At 68.9% G+C, this 14,704-nt stretch carries 19 protein-coding genes; 8 read left to right on the top strand and 11 right to left on the bottom strand.

Translation table 11 applies throughout. From position 1 onward, the window contains the following. Positions 1-15: 15 nt before the first annotated feature. On the bottom strand, positions 16-300 hold the full coding sequence (locus tag AC1VNH_RS11050; protein WP_483111411.1) for a putative quinol monooxygenase: 285 nt from the start codon (positions 298-300) through the stop codon (positions 16-18). A gap of 86 nt (positions 301-386) precedes the next feature. Here AC1VNH_RS11050 and AC1VNH_RS11045 point away from each other — a divergent pair, with 86 nt between their 5' ends. Next, a complete protein-coding gene (locus AC1VNH_RS11045; RefSeq protein ID WP_483111409.1) occupies positions 387-788 on the top strand; it encodes a DoxX family protein in 402 nt (133 codons plus the stop codon). A gap of 13 nt (positions 789-801) precedes the next feature. On the opposite strand, the gene AC1VNH_RS11040 is transcribed toward AC1VNH_RS11045, so the two are convergent. Continuing rightward, positions 802-1,173 carry a DoxX family protein gene (locus AC1VNH_RS11040; RefSeq protein ID WP_483111407.1) on the bottom strand — a complete coding sequence of 124 codons (372 nt, stop codon included), beginning with the start codon at positions 1,171-1,173 and terminating at the stop codon, positions 802-804. A gap of 50 nt (positions 1,174-1,223) precedes the next feature. After that, positions 1,224-1,895, bottom strand: coding sequence for an NAD(P)-dependent oxidoreductase (locus AC1VNH_RS11035; RefSeq protein ID WP_483112721.1), 672 nt, complete (start codon positions 1,893-1,895; stop codon positions 1,224-1,226). Between the two features lie 80 nt (positions 1,896-1,975). Here AC1VNH_RS11035 and AC1VNH_RS11030 point away from each other — a divergent pair, with 80 nt between their 5' ends. After that, positions 1,976-2,392 (top strand): winged helix-turn-helix transcriptional regulator, encoded by a 417-nt coding sequence (locus AC1VNH_RS11030; protein WP_483111406.1) that lies wholly within the window; start codon positions 1,976-1,978, stop codon positions 2,390-2,392. Between the two features lie 18 nt (positions 2,393-2,410). Here the strand turns inward: AC1VNH_RS11030 and AC1VNH_RS11025 are convergent, their stop codons facing one another. The 3 genes from AC1VNH_RS11025 to AC1VNH_RS11015 form a co-directional block, all read right to left on the bottom strand. After that, positions 2,411-3,091 carry an SDR family NAD(P)-dependent oxidoreductase gene (locus tag AC1VNH_RS11025; RefSeq protein WP_483111404.1) on the bottom strand — a complete coding sequence of 227 codons (681 nt, stop codon included), beginning with the start codon at positions 3,089-3,091 and terminating at the stop codon, positions 2,411-2,413. A gap of 148 nt (positions 3,092-3,239) precedes the next feature. Continuing rightward, positions 3,240-3,905 (bottom strand): DsbA family oxidoreductase, encoded by a 666-nt coding sequence (locus AC1VNH_RS11020; protein ID WP_483111403.1) that lies wholly within the window; start codon positions 3,903-3,905, stop codon positions 3,240-3,242. Between the two features lie 107 nt (positions 3,906-4,012). Further along, a complete protein-coding gene (locus AC1VNH_RS11015) occupies positions 4,013-4,603 on the bottom strand; it encodes a TetR/AcrR family transcriptional regulator (protein ID WP_483111401.1) in 591 nt (196 codons plus the stop codon). A gap of 46 nt (positions 4,604-4,649) precedes the next feature. On the opposite strand from AC1VNH_RS11015, the gene AC1VNH_RS11010 reads away from it, so the two are divergent. Together AC1VNH_RS11010 and AC1VNH_RS11005 are read left to right on the top strand one after the other, a co-directional pair. After that, positions 4,650-5,216: a GNAT family N-acetyltransferase gene (locus AC1VNH_RS11010; RefSeq protein WP_483111399.1), complete on the top strand. Its 567-nt coding sequence runs from the start codon at positions 4,650-4,652 to the stop codon at positions 5,214-5,216. Positions 5,217-5,750: 534 nt separating this feature from the next. Beyond that, a complete protein-coding gene (locus AC1VNH_RS11005; RefSeq protein WP_483111397.1) occupies positions 5,751-6,068 on the top strand; it encodes a MerR family DNA-binding protein in 318 nt (105 codons plus the stop codon). 52 nt (positions 6,069-6,120) lie between these two features. Here the strand turns inward: AC1VNH_RS11005 and dnaB are convergent, their stop codons facing one another. Next, complete coding sequence (gene dnaB, locus AC1VNH_RS11000) at positions 6,121-7,485, bottom strand: replicative DNA helicase (RefSeq protein WP_137418539.1); 1,365 nt, start codon at positions 7,483-7,485, stop codon at positions 6,121-6,123. A 550-nt stretch (positions 7,486-8,035) separates the two neighbouring features. Between dnaB and AC1VNH_RS10995 the strand changes: the two genes are divergently transcribed. Together AC1VNH_RS10995 and AC1VNH_RS10990 are read left to right on the top strand one after the other, a co-directional pair. Beyond that, a complete protein-coding gene (locus AC1VNH_RS10995; RefSeq protein ID WP_483111395.1) occupies positions 8,036-9,043 on the top strand; it encodes a hypothetical protein in 1,008 nt (335 codons plus the stop codon). Positions 9,044-9,140: 97 nt separating this feature from the next. Then, positions 9,141-10,667 (top strand): hypothetical protein, encoded by a 1,527-nt coding sequence (locus AC1VNH_RS10990; RefSeq protein ID WP_483111393.1) that lies wholly within the window; start codon positions 9,141-9,143, stop codon positions 10,665-10,667. Positions 10,668-10,732: 65 nt separating this feature from the next. Here AC1VNH_RS10990 and rplI read toward each other — a convergent pair whose 3' ends face one another. The 4 genes from rplI to rpsF are packed head-to-tail and all read right to left on the bottom strand — an operon-like array spanning position 10,733 to position 12,359. Next, a complete protein-coding gene (gene rplI / locus AC1VNH_RS10985; RefSeq protein ID WP_137418537.1) occupies positions 10,733-11,185 on the bottom strand; it encodes a 50S ribosomal protein L9 in 453 nt (150 codons plus the stop codon). A gap of 11 nt (positions 11,186-11,196) precedes the next feature. Continuing rightward, positions 11,197-11,451, bottom strand: a complete 255-nt coding sequence (rpsR, locus tag AC1VNH_RS10980; protein ID WP_137418536.1) for a 30S ribosomal protein S18 — start codon at positions 11,449-11,451, stop codon at positions 11,197-11,199. A gap of 27 nt (positions 11,452-11,478) precedes the next feature. Beyond that, entirely contained in the window at positions 11,479-11,997 is a 519-nt protein-coding gene (locus tag AC1VNH_RS10975) for a single-stranded DNA-binding protein (protein ID WP_137418535.1), read from the bottom strand. A gap of 5 nt (positions 11,998-12,002) precedes the next feature. Further along, on the bottom strand, positions 12,003-12,359 hold the full coding sequence (rpsF, locus tag AC1VNH_RS10970; protein ID WP_137419238.1) for a 30S ribosomal protein S6: 357 nt from the start codon (positions 12,357-12,359) through the stop codon (positions 12,003-12,005). A gap of 862 nt (positions 12,360-13,221) precedes the next feature. Here rpsF and AC1VNH_RS10965 point away from each other — a divergent pair. Continuing rightward, positions 13,222-13,539, top strand: a complete 318-nt coding sequence (locus AC1VNH_RS10965) for a hypothetical protein (protein ID WP_483111390.1) — start codon at positions 13,222-13,224, stop codon at positions 13,537-13,539. Continuing rightward, positions 13,536-14,597 (top strand): hypothetical protein, encoded by a 1,062-nt coding sequence (locus tag AC1VNH_RS10960; RefSeq protein ID WP_483111388.1) that lies wholly within the window; start codon positions 13,536-13,538, stop codon positions 14,595-14,597. Before AC1VNH_RS10965 ends, AC1VNH_RS10960 begins: the two co-directional genes overlap by 4 nt. Positions 14,598-14,704: the final 107 nt, after the last annotated feature.

Raw genomic sequence — 14,704 nt, 5'->3', positions numbered from 1 at the left:
GCCTCGTTCGCCACCTCAGTTGGCGAGCTCGACGATCGTGTAGTTCCGCTCGATCCCCGCGGTTGCGGTACCCCATTCGCTCGCCGCCACGCGCTCCTGGTGGGCGCGAAACGCCTCCGCCGTGGCGAACAGCTCCGCCACCTCCCACACCAACGGGTCGGCCGTGGGCGTCACGTCGAATCGGATGCAGCCCGACTCCGCCCGCGTGAGCTCGATGTGACGCGAAAGGTGCGTCGCGACGATCGCCGCCTGCTCGTCATTCGTGCAGATCAGGGTTCCGGCCAGCTGGATGCGGGGCATTCGTCCATTGTGCTTGCGGGAAGGGATGGCGACGCGTCGACGTCTTACGAGTTCCGATCCCGCGCGAGCAGCCTCACAATGGCCTGATGACCCGTCGCGCGAAGAAGCCCACAGCCACCATCCCGTGGATCGTGCTGGTCCCGTTCGCGGTGTCGGGCGTCATCCATCTCGTACGGCCGGGCGTCTTCACGCCGATCATCCCCCACGCGCTTCGGCGGTGGGACACGGCGCTCGTGCTGGTCTCGGGCGTCGCCGAGCTCGCGTGCGCCGCCGGTCTCGCCATACCGGCGACGCGTGTGGCCGCGGGGCGCGCGAGCGCGGTGGTGCTCGCCGCCGTCTGGCCCGCCAACGCGCAGATGAGCATCGATCTCGGACGTCGCGCCGCTCGTCGGCGCACCCTGAAGGCGTGGGCCGCGTTCGCGGTGTCGCTCGTGCGGCTGCCGCTCCAGGTCACCCTGATGCGGCGGGCGGTCGGCCACTCGCGCTGATCGACGCCCGGGCTCACGCCCAGACGATGAACCCGAGTACCGCCGCGGCGACGGCCAGCAGCAGGAGCACGAGGTTCATCGGCACCACCTTCGCCTCGCCGCGGCGCAGGTGGAAGACGACGGCACCGAGCTGAACGAGCACGAGTCCGATCGCGGCGAGGGGCGCCAGGATCGGGGCGCTTCCGGTGAGCGGCGGCAGGATCAGGCCGATCGCGCCGAGCACCTCGACGACTCCGATCGCGCGGACGGCGGCGAGGGGAACGTCAGTGGCCCAGCCGATGCCCGAGGCGACAAGGGCGTCCGGGGAACGAAATGTCTTCATGGCCCCTGCGGCGAGGTAGGCGAGGGCGAGCAGACCGGCGACGATCCAGTAGGCGATCAACATAGGAGGGGTTCCTTCTCTTCAGTGTGGTGTCGTGTGGGTGCGGAGAGCACTCAACCGCGCGGTGCGCGGGCGTTCCAGATCAGCGGAGCCCGGCGCAGCCACGTGTCGTCCTCGAGGGCGTCCAGGAGGAATCGGGCGACCTCGGCGCGGCTGACGCTCATGCCCGGCTTCTCCGTGCCGGCGAGCGCGGCGCGAAGCGGCCCGCTCGGCGGCGCATCGCTCAGGGCGACCGAGCGGGCCAGCACCCACTCCGCGTCCGAGGAGCGGATCACCGCATCCACGCCATGGTGGTCGTTGTAGCCGTGACGAATGCCGGAGATCTTGATCAGTGCCTTGAAGAGCGGGTTGAGCGTCGGCCAGGAGTCGCCTGCGCCCACGGTGGATGCGACGGAGATCCGGCGGATGCCGTTCTCTTTCATCACCGTGAGCGTGTCGCGCGTCGCATCCGTCATGAAGCTCGGCGGGCTGACGGACTTCGCCCAGGGGTTGTCGCTGGCCCGCGAGTTGTTCAGGGCGCTGACGACGGCCTCGACACCGTCCGCTGCGCGGCGAATGTCGTCGATGTTCGCCGGCGTCCCCGCGATCAGTTCCACTCCGGCGGGGGCATCGAGTGCCTCGGGACTGCGCACGAGCGCGCGCACGCGGTGACCGCGCTCGGCGGCCTGCTGCAGCACGTGGATACCGGTGCGGCCGCTGCCGCCGAGAACGAGGAGGGTTGTTATTTACGGTCCTTTCAGCATGTTGCGCACTGATCGTGTGGCAACATGATGATGAATATGTCGGCTACAGAGGAGGTCGGAAGATGGCGTCACCGAGGACGATCAGCGGTCCGTGTCGGGCGTGGCCGGAGGAGAGCGGGTTCATCCGCGAGGTGCTCGATCGCATCGGCGACAAGTGGACGGTGCTGGTCGTGAGCACGCTCGGCGGGGGGCCGCTGCGCTACTCCGACCTGCAGGCGAGCATCCCGGGCATCTCGCAGCGCATGCTCACCGTGACCCTGAAGGCGCTGGAGCGGGACGGCCTGCTCACCCGTACGGCGTACCCCGAGGTGCCGCCCCGGGTCGAGTACGAGCTGACCGAGCTGGGGCGGTCGCTGCTGGATGCCGTCATGGCGCTGGCCGGGTGGGCGGCGACCCACCACCCCGCTGTCGCCGCCAGTCGTCGCGAGCACGAGATCACCGGGGTCGGACGAGGAACCGGGGCGCTCGCGCTGCGCTGACGAACGTCCCGCATCCGGTCACTTCTTGACGACCAGCTCGTGCACCGCGCGGGTGTGGTGCACATCCCAGTACAGGGGCGCGATGTCGTCGGCCGGGAGGAAGTCGACGCCGGGCGCGGGAGCCTGGTCGGCGATCATCAGCGCGATCGCGACGTGGGCCACATGCACGCCGGTTCCCGACAGCGCCTGGCCGAGGTTGAGCGCCCAATTGCGCAGCGCGGCTCCGTCGGCGGTGACATTGCCGTACTGGGCGACCGGATAGAGCGAGCCGGCGCCCGTGGTGAACAGCAGCGTGCCGGCGCCGGACGCGAGCAGGTCGGGCAGGATGACGTCGGCCGCCGTCATCGCGCCGTAGAGGTAGTACTCGATCTGCGGCTGGACGTTCTCGGGAGTCGCATCGCGGATGTCGACGGGCGCGAGAGGTCCGGCGGACGCATCGGAGGGCGAGTACTCCAGCACGTCGATGCCGCCGAAGTGCGCCTTCGCGGACTCGAGGGCTGCACGCAGCGCGGGACGGTCGAGCACGTCGGCGGCGAAGCCTGCCGCGGTGATCCCGTCGGAGGCGAGCTCAGCCACCAGGGCGTCGAGCTTGGTCTTGTTGCGTGAGATGAGCGCGACGCTGAAGCCCCGCGCGCCGAAGGTTCGGGCGAGGGAGAGTCCGAGACCGGTGCCGGCCCCGACGATGGCGATGGTGGGCATGATGTTCCTTGGTTCGTCGATACGTGTGGGTGCGGCGGTCACGAGTTCATGACAGCCGGGAGCGCGCAGGCATCCCCGTCGGGATCGCAGGCCGCCGCATCCGCGTCACCCACGGTCTGCAGTACAGGCTTGGCGCTGGCATCCGTGCTCACGCGGCATCCTCCGAGTTCTCCGCCGCGACGGTGTCGAGCACACGTGCGTACGCCTCGACGGACTGCGCGCCCGAAGCGGCGAAGCGGCGACCGAACACCGCGAACGGCACACCCTGGTCGCCGAGCTCTTGGCCTTCCCGAGTGTCGGCGCGCACCGCGTCGGCGTACTCGTCGCTCGCCAGGACCTGCCGGACACGCTCGCCGGACAACCCCACCTCTTCGGCGACCTCCGCGAGAACGTCGGCGTCGAACGGGTTGACCTCCCCGGCGAAGAAGCGGTCCTGGGCGCGGGAGAAGAACTCGAGACCCTTGCCCGCCTCATCCGCGTAGTGCGCGACGCGGTGGAAGTCGAAGGTGTTGGCGTTCAGCCGGTCGAGCGAGAACGGCAAGCCTTCCCGCTGCGAGAGCGCTTGGATCTGACGTTCGGCCTGCAGGACGGCGTCGGCGTTCCCACCATGCGAGCGGATGAAGGCGCTCTCGATCATCTCCGGCGTGTGCGGAGCGTTCGGGTTGAGTTCGAAGGATCGGATCTTCACCTCGAACCGATCGGCATCCGGGCGTGCGTCGATCGCTCGCTGCAGCCGGTGCTTGCCGACGTAGCACCACGGGCAGCCGAGGTCAGCCCATACTTCGATGACGATCGGGGCCTCATTGGATGACATGATCAATACCTCACTTCTGGTTCGTAACCAGATTGTGAGTCATCCGGATGGGCCTTACAAAAGGCACTTTGAAGTGCCTCGTGGAGGTTGCTGTTCTTAGCCGCAGTTCAGTGAGGCGGCATCCCGAGGTCGCTGAGGAGGCCGTCGAGCAGCGCGATCTGACGCTCCGGCGGATAGGCGGCGGGGTCGAGCACCGCCTGAACCGTCAGGCCGAGCACGAATGAGTGCAGTGTCTCGGTGACGCGGTCGACCCGCTCGTCGTCGCGTTCGCCTTCGGGAAGGAACTCGAAGACGAGGCCGGCAACCTTCGCCCGACTGGCCCGATAGCGATCGGCGTGCTCCGCGGCGTGATGCTCGTCGGCGAGAGCGGCGTCCCAGGAGGAGATCCAGATGCGATTCGAGGTCTGCGAAACAGCGTCGAGCGGGAGCATGTCGAGGAGCGCGGAGCGCAGGTCGGCGGGCCCCGTGGCGGTGGCGGGGCGTGCTCGTGTTGCCGATCTCTGGGCGAGGAGTTCGAGCGCGAAGCTCGTGAGCTCCCGCTTCGACGGGAAGTAGTGCGTCACGATGCCGGTGGTCGCGTCGAGTTCGCGGGCGACCGCGCGCATCGACAAGCCTGCGAACCCCGCTTGGTCGAGGACGCGCCAGACCGCCGCAGCCACGTCCTCGCGGCGCTGCCGGTACGCATCCGATCTCGTCACTCGCTCAGTCTGGACGACATAACACTCGTTATGCAACGCTGGTCTCATGTTCCGACATGAGCTCGATGCGACCGCCCACCTGAGCCCCCTCGAGATCTGGCAGGCCGAGGAGTTCGCTGACCATCTCGACCGGGCGCGAGAGTTCATCCGCCCCTGGGTCGGACCGTCGTTCGTGACGGATTCCATCGAGGGCGCCGCGGCGACCCTTACCCGCTACGCGAACTCGGCCGCAGCCGACGGCGGGCGTCTGTACGGGATCTGGGTCGACGGCGTGCTGCGCGGCGGCGTCATGTTCGTGAGTTTCAGTGCCGCAGCGGGAGTCTGCGAGATCGGGTGCTGGCTCGAGCCGGCCGACGAGGGACGAGGACTCGTCACGCGCGCGGTGACCGCGCTCCTCGACTGGGCGCTGCTCGATCGCGGGCTCAACCGCGCCGAGTGGCGGTGTCGCGCCGACAACGTCCGGAGCGCGGCGGTCGCAGAACGCGTAGGGATGCGGCACGAAGCCACCCTCCGCGGCGCGTGGCGGAACGGTGGCGTCTTCCACGACAAGCAGGTCTGGGCGATCCTGCGCTCCGAACACCTCGCCCGGCGGGATGCGGAAACCGCCGAGTAGGGAAAAGATGCTCCTGGTCTGGTCGATGCCGGACCCCCGGAGTACCGTCATCGCCATGACTCCAGCCGAACTGTTCCTGCACGCCGATGCCGCGCTGCGCGAGGTCATCGATCAGCTCGATCCCGCCGACTTCTCCGCGCCCGTGCCGAAGGAGTGGAGCCAGCTCGAGTCACCCACGCTGCTCGGCATCCTCGGGCGACATGCCTACGACGAAGCCTGGATTCCCGATGTCCTCGCCGGCCGCGCAGCCGCCGACGGCGACCCGTACGCAGACGCAGACCTCTTGGGTGACGACCCCATCGCGTCGTACGACGCACTCAACGACACGGCGACGGCCGCGGTGCGATCCGGCCAGATCGCCGAGACCTTCCGCTTCACCTACGGTGACTACCCGGCCGACGAAGGCTTCGCGCACCTCGCGACCTACCGCGCTTTCCAGGCGTACTCAATCGCAAAGCACTTCGGCATCCCGTTCCACCTCTCCTCCGAGTTGATCGCCGGGTTGAACGAGCACGTCACCCCGCACGCGGACGAGTGGCGGCAGTGGGGCGTGTTCCCGCCCGCCATCGAGCCGCCGGCGGACGCCGATGCGCGGACATCCGCACCGCGCTCGACTCGCTTCCGGAAGGCCGCACGCCGACGAAGAAGGACTGGGCCCGCCTGTCCCGCATGTGGCGTGAGGAACTCGACAGCCGCATCCGCTCACTCGAACGTCTGCGCAACGACCTCACCGGATGCATGGGCTGCGGCTGCCTGAGCTTGCGGACCTGTTCGCTGCAGAACCCCGCCGACGCCCTCGGCAGCGAGGGCGCCGGCCCCCGCCTCTGGGAGGACGAGGGCGCGAATCGCTGACTACCGGGGAGAGATGACCACGGCGCCGCTTCGTAGCGCTGATCGAACCCCGCTACATCCCCGCAGCCATGTCGGTGAAGCGCGAGAAGTGGCCCTGGAAGGCGATCTCGATCGTCGCGGTCGGGCCGTTACGGTGCTTCGCGATGATGAGGTCGGCCTCGCCGGGGCGCACGTCCTTGTCGTACACCGAGTCGCGGTGCAGCAGCATGACCATGTCGGCGTCCTGCTCGATCGAGCCGGACTCACGCAGGTCGCTCACCTGGGGGCGCTTGTCCTGACGCTGTTCGGAACCACGGTTCAGCTGCGACAGAGCGATGACGGGAACCTGCAGCTCCTTCGCGAGCAGCTTGAGCGCACGCGAGAACTCGCTGACCTCCTGCTGGCGCGACTCGACCTTCTTGCCGCTGGTCATCAGCTGCAGGTAGTCGATGATGACCATCTTGAGCCCGACGCGCTGCTTGAGGCGTCGGCACTTGGCGCGGATCTCGACGAGCGTCATGTTGGGGCTGTCGTCGATGTACAGAGGCGCGTCGTTGATGCGGCCACGGGTGGCGGCGACCGTGGTCCAGTCGCGCTGGTCGAGGGTGCCCTTGCGCATGTTCTGCAGCGGGATGGCGCCCTCGGCGCTCATCAGACGCATGGCGATCTCGCTGCGGCCCATTTCGAGCGAGAAGAAGATCGCGGGCATGTTGTGCTTGATCGCGGCCGCGCGGGCGAAGTCGAGCGCGAGGGTCGACTTACCCATGGCGGGGCGGGCGGCGACGACGATCATCTGACCGCCGTGCAGGCCGTTGGTCAGCTCGTCGAGCTGGGCGAAGCCCGTGGGCACACCCGTCATCGAGCCGTCGCGACCGCGAGCGGCCTCGATCTCCTCGACGGCCGCATCCACCGCCGTTGTCAGGGGAACGTAGTCTTCGGTGGTCTCGGTTCCGGTGACCGAGTAGATCTCGGCCTGAGCCGAGTTCACGATCTCGGTCGCCTCACCCTGACCGGCGTAGCCCATCTGCACGATGCGCGTGCCCGCCTCGACGAGGCGGCGCAGCAGTGCCCGCTCGGAGACGATCGAGGCGTAGTAGCCGGCGTTCGCCGCGGTCGGAACGATCGAGGTGAGCGTGTGCAGGTAGTCGGCGCCACCCGCGCGCTGCAGGTCACCGGTCTTGATGAGCTCGTCGGTCACGGCGATGACATCGGTCGGCTCGCCGTGCGAGTAGAGCGTGAGGATGGCCTCGAAGATCAGCTCGTGCTTCGGGACATAGAAGTCCGCGCCGCGCAGGCTCTCGATGACGTCGGCCACCGCATCCTTCGAGAGGAGCATGCCGCCCAGGGTGCTCTGCTCGGCGAGCACGTCATGCGGGGGCGTTCGTTCGTACTCGCGTCGGGGCTCGAGGCGGTCCGCTGGGATGTCGGCGATGGACACGAGTGCCCACACTCCCCTCTGGCGCCGGAAGGCGTCGCTGTTCGAACGTGATCGACCCGCGTTCCGCGCGCCCGCGCACACGAAAACGGACGATGCGTAAGCACATCACCCGCCTCCGACATCGCGTCTCCCCTGACGCACGCGGGCCCTTTTCTCGGGCCGGCTCTGAAGCCTCCCCCACGCTAAAGTCGGCTCATTCGACACGCAAACGGCCCTGTGGATAACCCTGTGGGGAAATTGCGCGAAACGCCGCGCACCCTGTGGACGGATACTGTGGATAAGTGGATAACCTCGGTCTCGTGCTGCGAGTTTTATTGCTTCTGACCGGGGTATTCTCGTTACCCACACCCGCGGAATGTCATGTGGTTGAAGTCATGCTTTAAGGTTGCGAATCGACCCGAGTTGTGCACAGGAGCAGCCGCCCGATGACCTGTTCGAAGAGAAGCCGACTGCCACTTTTTCCGCCGTTGCGCAAGCCCCCCTGCGACACGCCGACGTACCAGTAAGTTGCCGGGCACAACTGACCTGCCAGTGACGCACAGGGGGTGACGTGGACGAGTCAGTGAACGGATCATCGCGACGCGCGGGCCGGATTCTCCTGCTCGCCGCCGGCGTCGGCCTGCTCTGGGCGGGCGTCTCCGTGCTGACCTCCACCTCCTCCGCGCACGCGGACGACGACGATCGCGGCGGCCTCATCGGGCTCGTGGGCGGCATCACAGGCGCGGCGTCAGACCTCGTCGGCGCGACGACGGGCGCCGTCGGCGACATCCTTCCGCCCGTCGCCCCCGTGACGGATGCGGCCTCGCAGACGGTCTCGACCGTGACGACCGCCGTGTCGGACACCGTCGCCTACGTGCCCGAGGTCGTCCCGGAGCTTCAGCCCGTCGTCGAGCCCGTCGTCACAGAGATCGTGCAGCCCGTCGTCACCGACGTCGTGCAGCCGGTCGTCGACGGGGTGGGTGGGATCGTGGAGCCGGTTCCCGTCGTCTCCGACGTCGTCGGCGCGATCGACCTTCCGAGCGTGGTGGGCGTCGTTTCCGGCGTGGTCGGCGCTGTTCCCGGTGTGGTCGGCTCGGTGGACGACACGGTCGGCACCGTCATCGGCACGCCCGGTCAGCCGACGAACGGGGGAGTCGTCCCGTCCGTTCCCCTTCCGGGCACGGATGAGGTGGCCGAGCCCGGCGCGAGTCCTCACCCGACGCAGGAAGCGGCCACCGCAGCCCTCGTGGCCGCGCTGACAGCAACGGTGGACGCGCGCCATGCGAGCGTCGCGGGAGCCGGCGGAGCCGCGTTCGCCACGCCGAGTGCGGCCGCGCCCGCCCGCAGCCTGGATCTCTTCGGCGCACCGCCGCTTCCCGGACACGCGGCTCCCTGGGAGAGCTCTGCGCCCTCCGGCTCGTCTTCTTCGGGCTCCTCCTCTGGCTCGTTGAGCTTCGCCCTCGGATGGGTGGAGAGCTCCGCGTGGCCTGGTTCTGCAGGCTCGGCCGTCGCTCCCCGCGACGGCGACGATGATCTTCCCTCATCCCCGGTCTTCGACACCGACGTCGCCCCCGACTGACCGATTCGGGTCGCGTCTCGCACGCGACACATCCCTGCACGCTCGCGTGCATCCGCGCTTGCGCGCGGTCCGAATCGATCAATCAGGAGACAGAATCATGCGTACATTCGCAAAGCGAGTGCTCCTCGGAGCGCTCATCGGCGGCGGCATCGCCATCGCCGGAGCAACGGTCGCCAACGCGGCCGAGACAGACGGGCAGGACGGCCTGCTCTCGGGCACCCAGGGCCTGATCAACGTGGCGGTCCCCGTCACGGTCAGCGGCAACGCCATCTCCCTGCTGGGAGACTCCGCGTCGCAGGATGCGGCGACCGAGGTGGCCGCGCCCACGGCCAGCACGGGCTCGAACGAGACGTCAGGCACCGACGGGATCGCCAGCGGCACTCAGGCGCTGGTCGATGTGACGATCCCCGTCACCGTCAGCGGCACGAGCATCTCGCTCACCGGCGACAGCACGTCGTCCGGCGCCGAGACGGCTCCCGCCGCGCCGACGTCGGATGCGGGATCGCCCGCCACCACCGACGGAACCGACAGCGTCGCCGGCGGTACCCAGGTGGTCGCACCCGTCACCGCCCCGGTCACCGTCAGCGGCAACGCCATCTCGCTGCTCGGTGACAGCGACACCACGGACGCCACCACCGCCACGGGAACCACCGAATCCGGCAGCGCGGACGGCGCGATGACCGGCGGCTCCGACGGTGCCGTCAGCGGCACCCAGGTCGTCGCACCCGTCACCGCCCCGGTGACGGTCGGCGGCAACGCCATCTCGCTGCTCGGCGACAGCACGAGCAGCGACGCCGCCACGGCACCCGCATCCACCGGGTCGGGCAGCGCGGGCGGCGCGATGACGGACGGCACCGACGGCATCCTCGGCGGCACGCAGGCGGTCGCCCCGATCGCGGCTCCCGTGACCGTGGGCGGCAACGCCATCTCCCTCACCGGAGACAGCACCACCGCCGACGCCACCACGGCTGCCGGAACCACCGGTTCCGGCAGCACCGACGGCGCGATGACGGACGGCACGGACGGCATCCTCGGCGGCACGCAGGTGCTCGCACCCATCGCTGCTCCGGTCACCGCGGGCGGCAACGCCGTCTCGGTGACGGGCGACAGCACCTCCACCGACGCAGCAACGGTCGCTCCGACCGGCAGCGGCACGGTCCCGGCGCTCACCTCGGGTGAGGACGGCATCCTGGGCGGCACCCAGCTGGGTCTGCCCATCACCGCGCCGATCACCCTCGGCGGCAACGCCATCTCGGTGACCGGCGACTCGACCACCGAGAACCCGGGAACCACGCCGGGCACCCCCGGCGAGCCCGGAACGCCCGGTGAGCCGGGCACCCCCGGTGAGCCCGGCACCCCCGGAGAGCCCGGCACGCCCGGAGAGCCCGGCACGCCCGGCACCCCGGGAACGCCCGGAACCCCCGGTACCCCGGGAACGCCCGGTGCGAACGGAAGCCCCGCTGCGGTGACCGGTGTCGTCAGCGCCGGCGCCCGGACGGCTGACGGCTCGCTCGCGATGACGGGCGGAGCGGATGTGACGGGCCTCGCGCTCGGCGCCTTCCTCCTGGCAGGGCTCGGCGCGCTCATCGCGCTCATCGCCCGCCGCCGTCACGCTCGGATCTGAGGGTGGCAACGGCGGATGGCGGGGAGTCTCATCGACTCCCCGCCATCCGGCATGCCCTGAAGGCGTTACTTCGCGGCGACCACCTGGAGGGAGATCACGGCGGTCACGTCGTCGCGCAGACGAACCGTGGCCTCGTGCACACCCACCGACTTGATCGGCGACGTGAACTGCACCTTGCGCTTGTCGATCTCGCCGATACCGGCGGTCTTGACGGCGTTGGCGACGTCCTCGGTCTTGACCGAGCCGAACAGACGACCCTCAGCGCCCGCCTTGACGGTGAGCTTGACCTTGTCGGCCTCGAGAGCGTTCTTCAGTGCGACGGCGTCCTCGTGGTCGTGGATCGCGCGAGCCTCGCGGGCAGCGCGGATCGACGCGACCTGCTTCTCGCCACCACGGGTCCACGCGACAGCGAAGCCCTGGGGGATGAGGTAGTTGCGGGCGTACCCGTTCTTGACCTCGACCACGTCACCGGCGCTACCGAGCCCGGTGACCTCGTTCGTGAGAATCAGCTTTGCCATGTCGGTACCCCTTACCGGCCTGCGCCAGCGTAGGGCAGGAGCGCCATTTCACGGGCGTTCTTGATCGCGCGGGCGATCAGACGCTGCTCCTGCACCGAGACACCGGTGATACGACGGGCGCGGATCTTTCCACGCTCCGAGATGAACTTGCGAAGCGTGGCGACGTCCTTGTAGTCAATGACGCCGACGCGGATCGCCTTCGCGGGAGCAGCGTTCTTCGCGCCCTTCCGCGGCTTGCGGCGGTCGCCGCTCGACTTTCCAGCCATGTTGTTTCCTTAAAAAGAAGTGTGTTGTCAGAACGGGGTGTCGTCGCCGTAGGCGCCGGGGGCGCCCCATGCGTCGGCACCGTTCGCCGTGTTGTTGCCGCCGGCAGGCGAGCCGGGGGTCGCCCACGGCTCGTCGGCGACCTGGGCACGCGGCTGTCCGCCGCCACCACCGCTGTTGCCACCGGCCGCGCGCGTCACCTGAGCGGTGGCGTAGCGCAGGCTCGGGCCGATCTCGTCGACCTCGAGCTCGATGGAGGTGCGGTTGTTGCCCTCACGGTCCTGGTAGGAGCGCTGCTTCAGGCGGCCGGTCGCGATGACGCGGCTTCCCTTCGTCAGCGAACCCGCAACGTGCTCGGCGAACTCACGCCACACCGATGCACGAAGGAACAGCGCTTCGCCGTCCTTCCATTCACCCGACGCGCGATCGAAGTTGCGCGGCGTGGAGGCGATCGTGAAGTTCGCGACGGGGAGCCCGTTCTGCGTGTAACGCAGTTCGGGATCGGCCGTGAGGTTACCCACGACGGTGATGACGGTTTCGCCGGCCATGAGCCTTAGGCCTTTGCTGCCTTCGCGGGAGCGGCGGCCTTGCGGGCTGCCTTCTCCTCGGAGCGCTTGGCTTCGGCGGCGACCTGAGCGATCGCCTCTTCGGCGCGGAGGACCTTGGTGCGCAGGATCGACTCGTTCAGCTTCAGCTGACGGTCGAGCTCCTGGGTGGCCTCGCTCGTGGCGACGAAGTTGACGACGGCGTAGATGCCCTCGGACTTCTTCTGGATCTCGTACGCGAGACGACGACGGCCCCAGACATCGACCTTGTCCACCGAACCGCCATCGTTGGTGATGACCTTCAGGAACTTGTCGAGGTTGGGGGCAACCTGACGCTCGTCGATCTCGGGGTCGAAGATGACCATGAGCTCGTACTGGTGCGAGTGCGTCACTAACCCACCTCCTTCGGACTAGAACGGCTGCCGGGCACTTCCCGGTAGCAGGAGGGTGTAATGCACGTGCCGGGACACAGACGTATCCAGACAACCTCAGAAGTCTAGCGGATGCGGCTCGCCGCCGCATCCGGGCCTGATCGCGGCCGGTAGCGTGGCGGCATGGAGTGGACCCCGGACGTCTCTGTCGGCGATTGGCTGCGCGAGCGGACGGACGATCCGTGGCAGGGGACGATGCACGACGTCGTTCCCCGCGGCTTCGCCGCCTATGCCCGCGTGTTCCACCCGACGACCCGGTCGCGTCCGGTCGGGATGGCGTGGCCGCCTCTTCCGCAGGACGAGCATCGTCGTGCGTGGGACGCCTTCGCCGACGCCCAGCCCGAGATCGACACCGAGACCGCCCGGTGGCGTGACGCCGCCGCATCCTTCGGCACAGAACTACACCCGACGGCGCAGTGGGGCGCGCTGGTCGGCCGCGCACCGGTCGACGGGCCGGTCTACGGCGCGCGCTCGCGCTCCGACGACGGGTGGGAGTACGACGCCCCGCGCGAGGGCGAGCTGGATGCGGCGACACTCGCCGTGATCGGCCGGCACCTCAACGCCCGCGGCACCGCCGTCGGATACGCCGCGGTATGGGAGGGCTGGGGCGGCCTGGTCGGCCATCTCGGGATCGCACCGTCGCGAGCGTTCCTCTCCTCCTCGTCCGACGAGCCGGACCTCGAGCGACACCAGGAGATGCTGGCCCACGCGATACACGACCCCTTCAATCGCCCGTACGCGAAGGAGAAGCTGGCAGCCCGGCATCCTCGACGACGGCGTCTCGCGTGGGCCACGGTTGTCGCTGCCCGGACGCGACTACGTGCTGTTCTGGGGCCCGCTGGACGTCTTCGCCGATCCCACCTGGCCGCACGAGGTCCCGTGGCGCGATACGGAGCTGGAGCGCGCCGGATTCGCGCAGTTCGCCGCATCCCCGTCGCTGATGTGGCCGTCGGACCGGTCGTGGGTGCTGGCCACCGAGGTGGACTTCGACTCCACGATCGTCGGCGGCGACACGGAGCTGATCGAGGCCCTGTGCGCCGACCCCGCGCTCGAAGCGCTCCCGCTGCCGGCGGGCTCGTCGCTGCAGTGGGATGCGGATGCGGTCAACCGATGACCCTGGACACGACGCCGCTCACCGACCCGATCGACCCCGCCCAGCTGAAGGAGTTCACCCGGAGGAATCCCACCAGGACGGGGCCCGACGACGGGACCCTCGGCAACGCGATGTTGCTCGTCGGAGTGGGCGGGACCGCCTTCGCGCTCTTCGTCGTCTTCGTCGGTCTCGTGGGCGAATCCCTCGAGGTCACGCTTCTCTGGGGAGTGCTGCCGTTGATCGGTGCCGTGCTGCTCGCTGCCGGCGGGTGGAGATTGGTCGGTGAAGCTGTCGAGCGGCACCAGGTGTTCAAGTACCGGACCGACATGTTCGCGCGGGCCAACGGGCTCGTCAACGAGTGGAAGGAGATCGACCGCGATCTTCCGGGCGTCATCTTCCACCTGGGCAAGTTCCGCGCTGCTTTCCCGGTCCTTCGCCGCGAGAGCGGGCGCTTCGTCGAGTTCGCGAACTATCGTTACTCGACGCAGCCGGGTTCCAGGTATCCCTGGGGCTACGTGGCCATCAAGCTCGACACCGTGTTGCCGAACATCGTGCTCGACGCACTGGGCAACAACGGCCTGTGGGGACAGTCCAACCTGCCCGTCACGCTCGGCCCCGAGCAGCGCCTGAGCCTCGAGGGCGAGTTCGACCAGTACTTCGCGTTGTACTGCCCAGAGGGTTACGAACGCGACGCGCTCTATCTCTTCACGCCGGACATCATGGCGCGCTTCATCGACAACGCGGCCCAGCTGGACGTCGAGATCGTCGACGACTGGCTGTTCCTGTACGCGAAGCGACCCCTGGTCACGACGGACCCGGAGACCTGGACCTGGTTGATGACCACTGTCGACGCCGTCACGCAGAAGCTCGACCGGTGGACGCGCTGGCGCGACGACAAGCTGCCGGAGACCGCATCCGCCGAGCCGCTGCCTCCTCTGGTCACCCCGCCGACCGCCGTCGCCGCCGGCGGTCGGCGCCTGCGGCAGAAGCGGGAGCTCGTGAAGGGCCTACTCATCCTGGCGGCTTTCGCCGGCGCCTACGTGCTGGCGCTCGTCTTCCTCTTCTCCCTCCCCCGCTGACCCCAGACCGCAAGACGTGCCCCTCGAACCCGCCCTCTCCCTGTTCGAGGGACCCGAAGTGCGGGCTTTCCGGCCCCGGGACCGCAAGACGCGTCCCTTCAACGCAC

Source organism: Microbacterium sp. KU4F (assembly GCF_056868075.1).
This window is presented reverse-complemented; position numbering and strand designations above follow the sequence as displayed.

Excerpts from the sequence above, each read along its gene's own strand:
- AC1VNH_RS11050 (WP_483111411.1), bottom strand. The coding sequence starts at position 300 with ATGCCCCGCATCCAGCTGGCCGGAACCCTGATCTGCACGAATGACGAG.
- AC1VNH_RS11045 (WP_483111409.1), top strand. The coding sequence starts at position 387 with ATGACCCGTCGCGCGAAGAAGCCCACAGCCACCATCCCGTGGATCGTG.
- AC1VNH_RS11040 (WP_483111407.1), bottom strand. The coding sequence starts at position 1,173 with ATGTTGATCGCCTACTGGATCGTCGCCGGTCTGCTCGCCCTCGCCTAC.
- AC1VNH_RS11030 (WP_483111406.1), top strand. The coding sequence starts at position 1,976 with ATGGCGTCACCGAGGACGATCAGCGGTCCGTGTCGGGCGTGGCCGGAG.
- AC1VNH_RS11025 (WP_483111404.1), bottom strand. The coding sequence starts at position 3,091 with ATGCCCACCATCGCCATCGTCGGGGCCGGCACCGGTCTCGGACTCTCC.
- AC1VNH_RS11020 (WP_483111403.1), bottom strand. The coding sequence starts at position 3,905 with ATGTCATCCAATGAGGCCCCGATCGTCATCGAAGTATGGGCTGACCTC.
- AC1VNH_RS11010 (WP_483111399.1), top strand. The coding sequence starts at position 4,650 with ATGTTCCGACATGAGCTCGATGCGACCGCCCACCTGAGCCCCCTCGAG.
- AC1VNH_RS10990 (WP_483111393.1), top strand. The coding sequence starts at position 9,141 with ATGCGTACATTCGCAAAGCGAGTGCTCCTCGGAGCGCTCATCGGCGGC.
- rplI (WP_137418537.1), bottom strand. The coding sequence starts at position 11,185 with ATGGCAAAGCTGATTCTCACGAACGAGGTCACCGGGCTCGGTAGCGCC.
- rpsR (WP_137418536.1), bottom strand. The coding sequence starts at position 11,451 with ATGGCTGGAAAGTCGAGCGGCGACCGCCGCAAGCCGCGGAAGGGCGCG.
- AC1VNH_RS10975 (WP_137418535.1), bottom strand. The coding sequence starts at position 11,997 with ATGGCCGGCGAAACCGTCATCACCGTCGTGGGTAACCTCACGGCCGAT.
- rpsF (WP_137419238.1), bottom strand. The coding sequence starts at position 12,359 with ATGGTCATCTTCGACCCCGAGATCGACGAGCGTCAGGTTGCCCCCAAC.
- AC1VNH_RS10960 (WP_483111388.1), top strand. The coding sequence starts at position 13,536 with ATGACCCTGGACACGACGCCGCTCACCGACCCGATCGACCCCGCCCAG.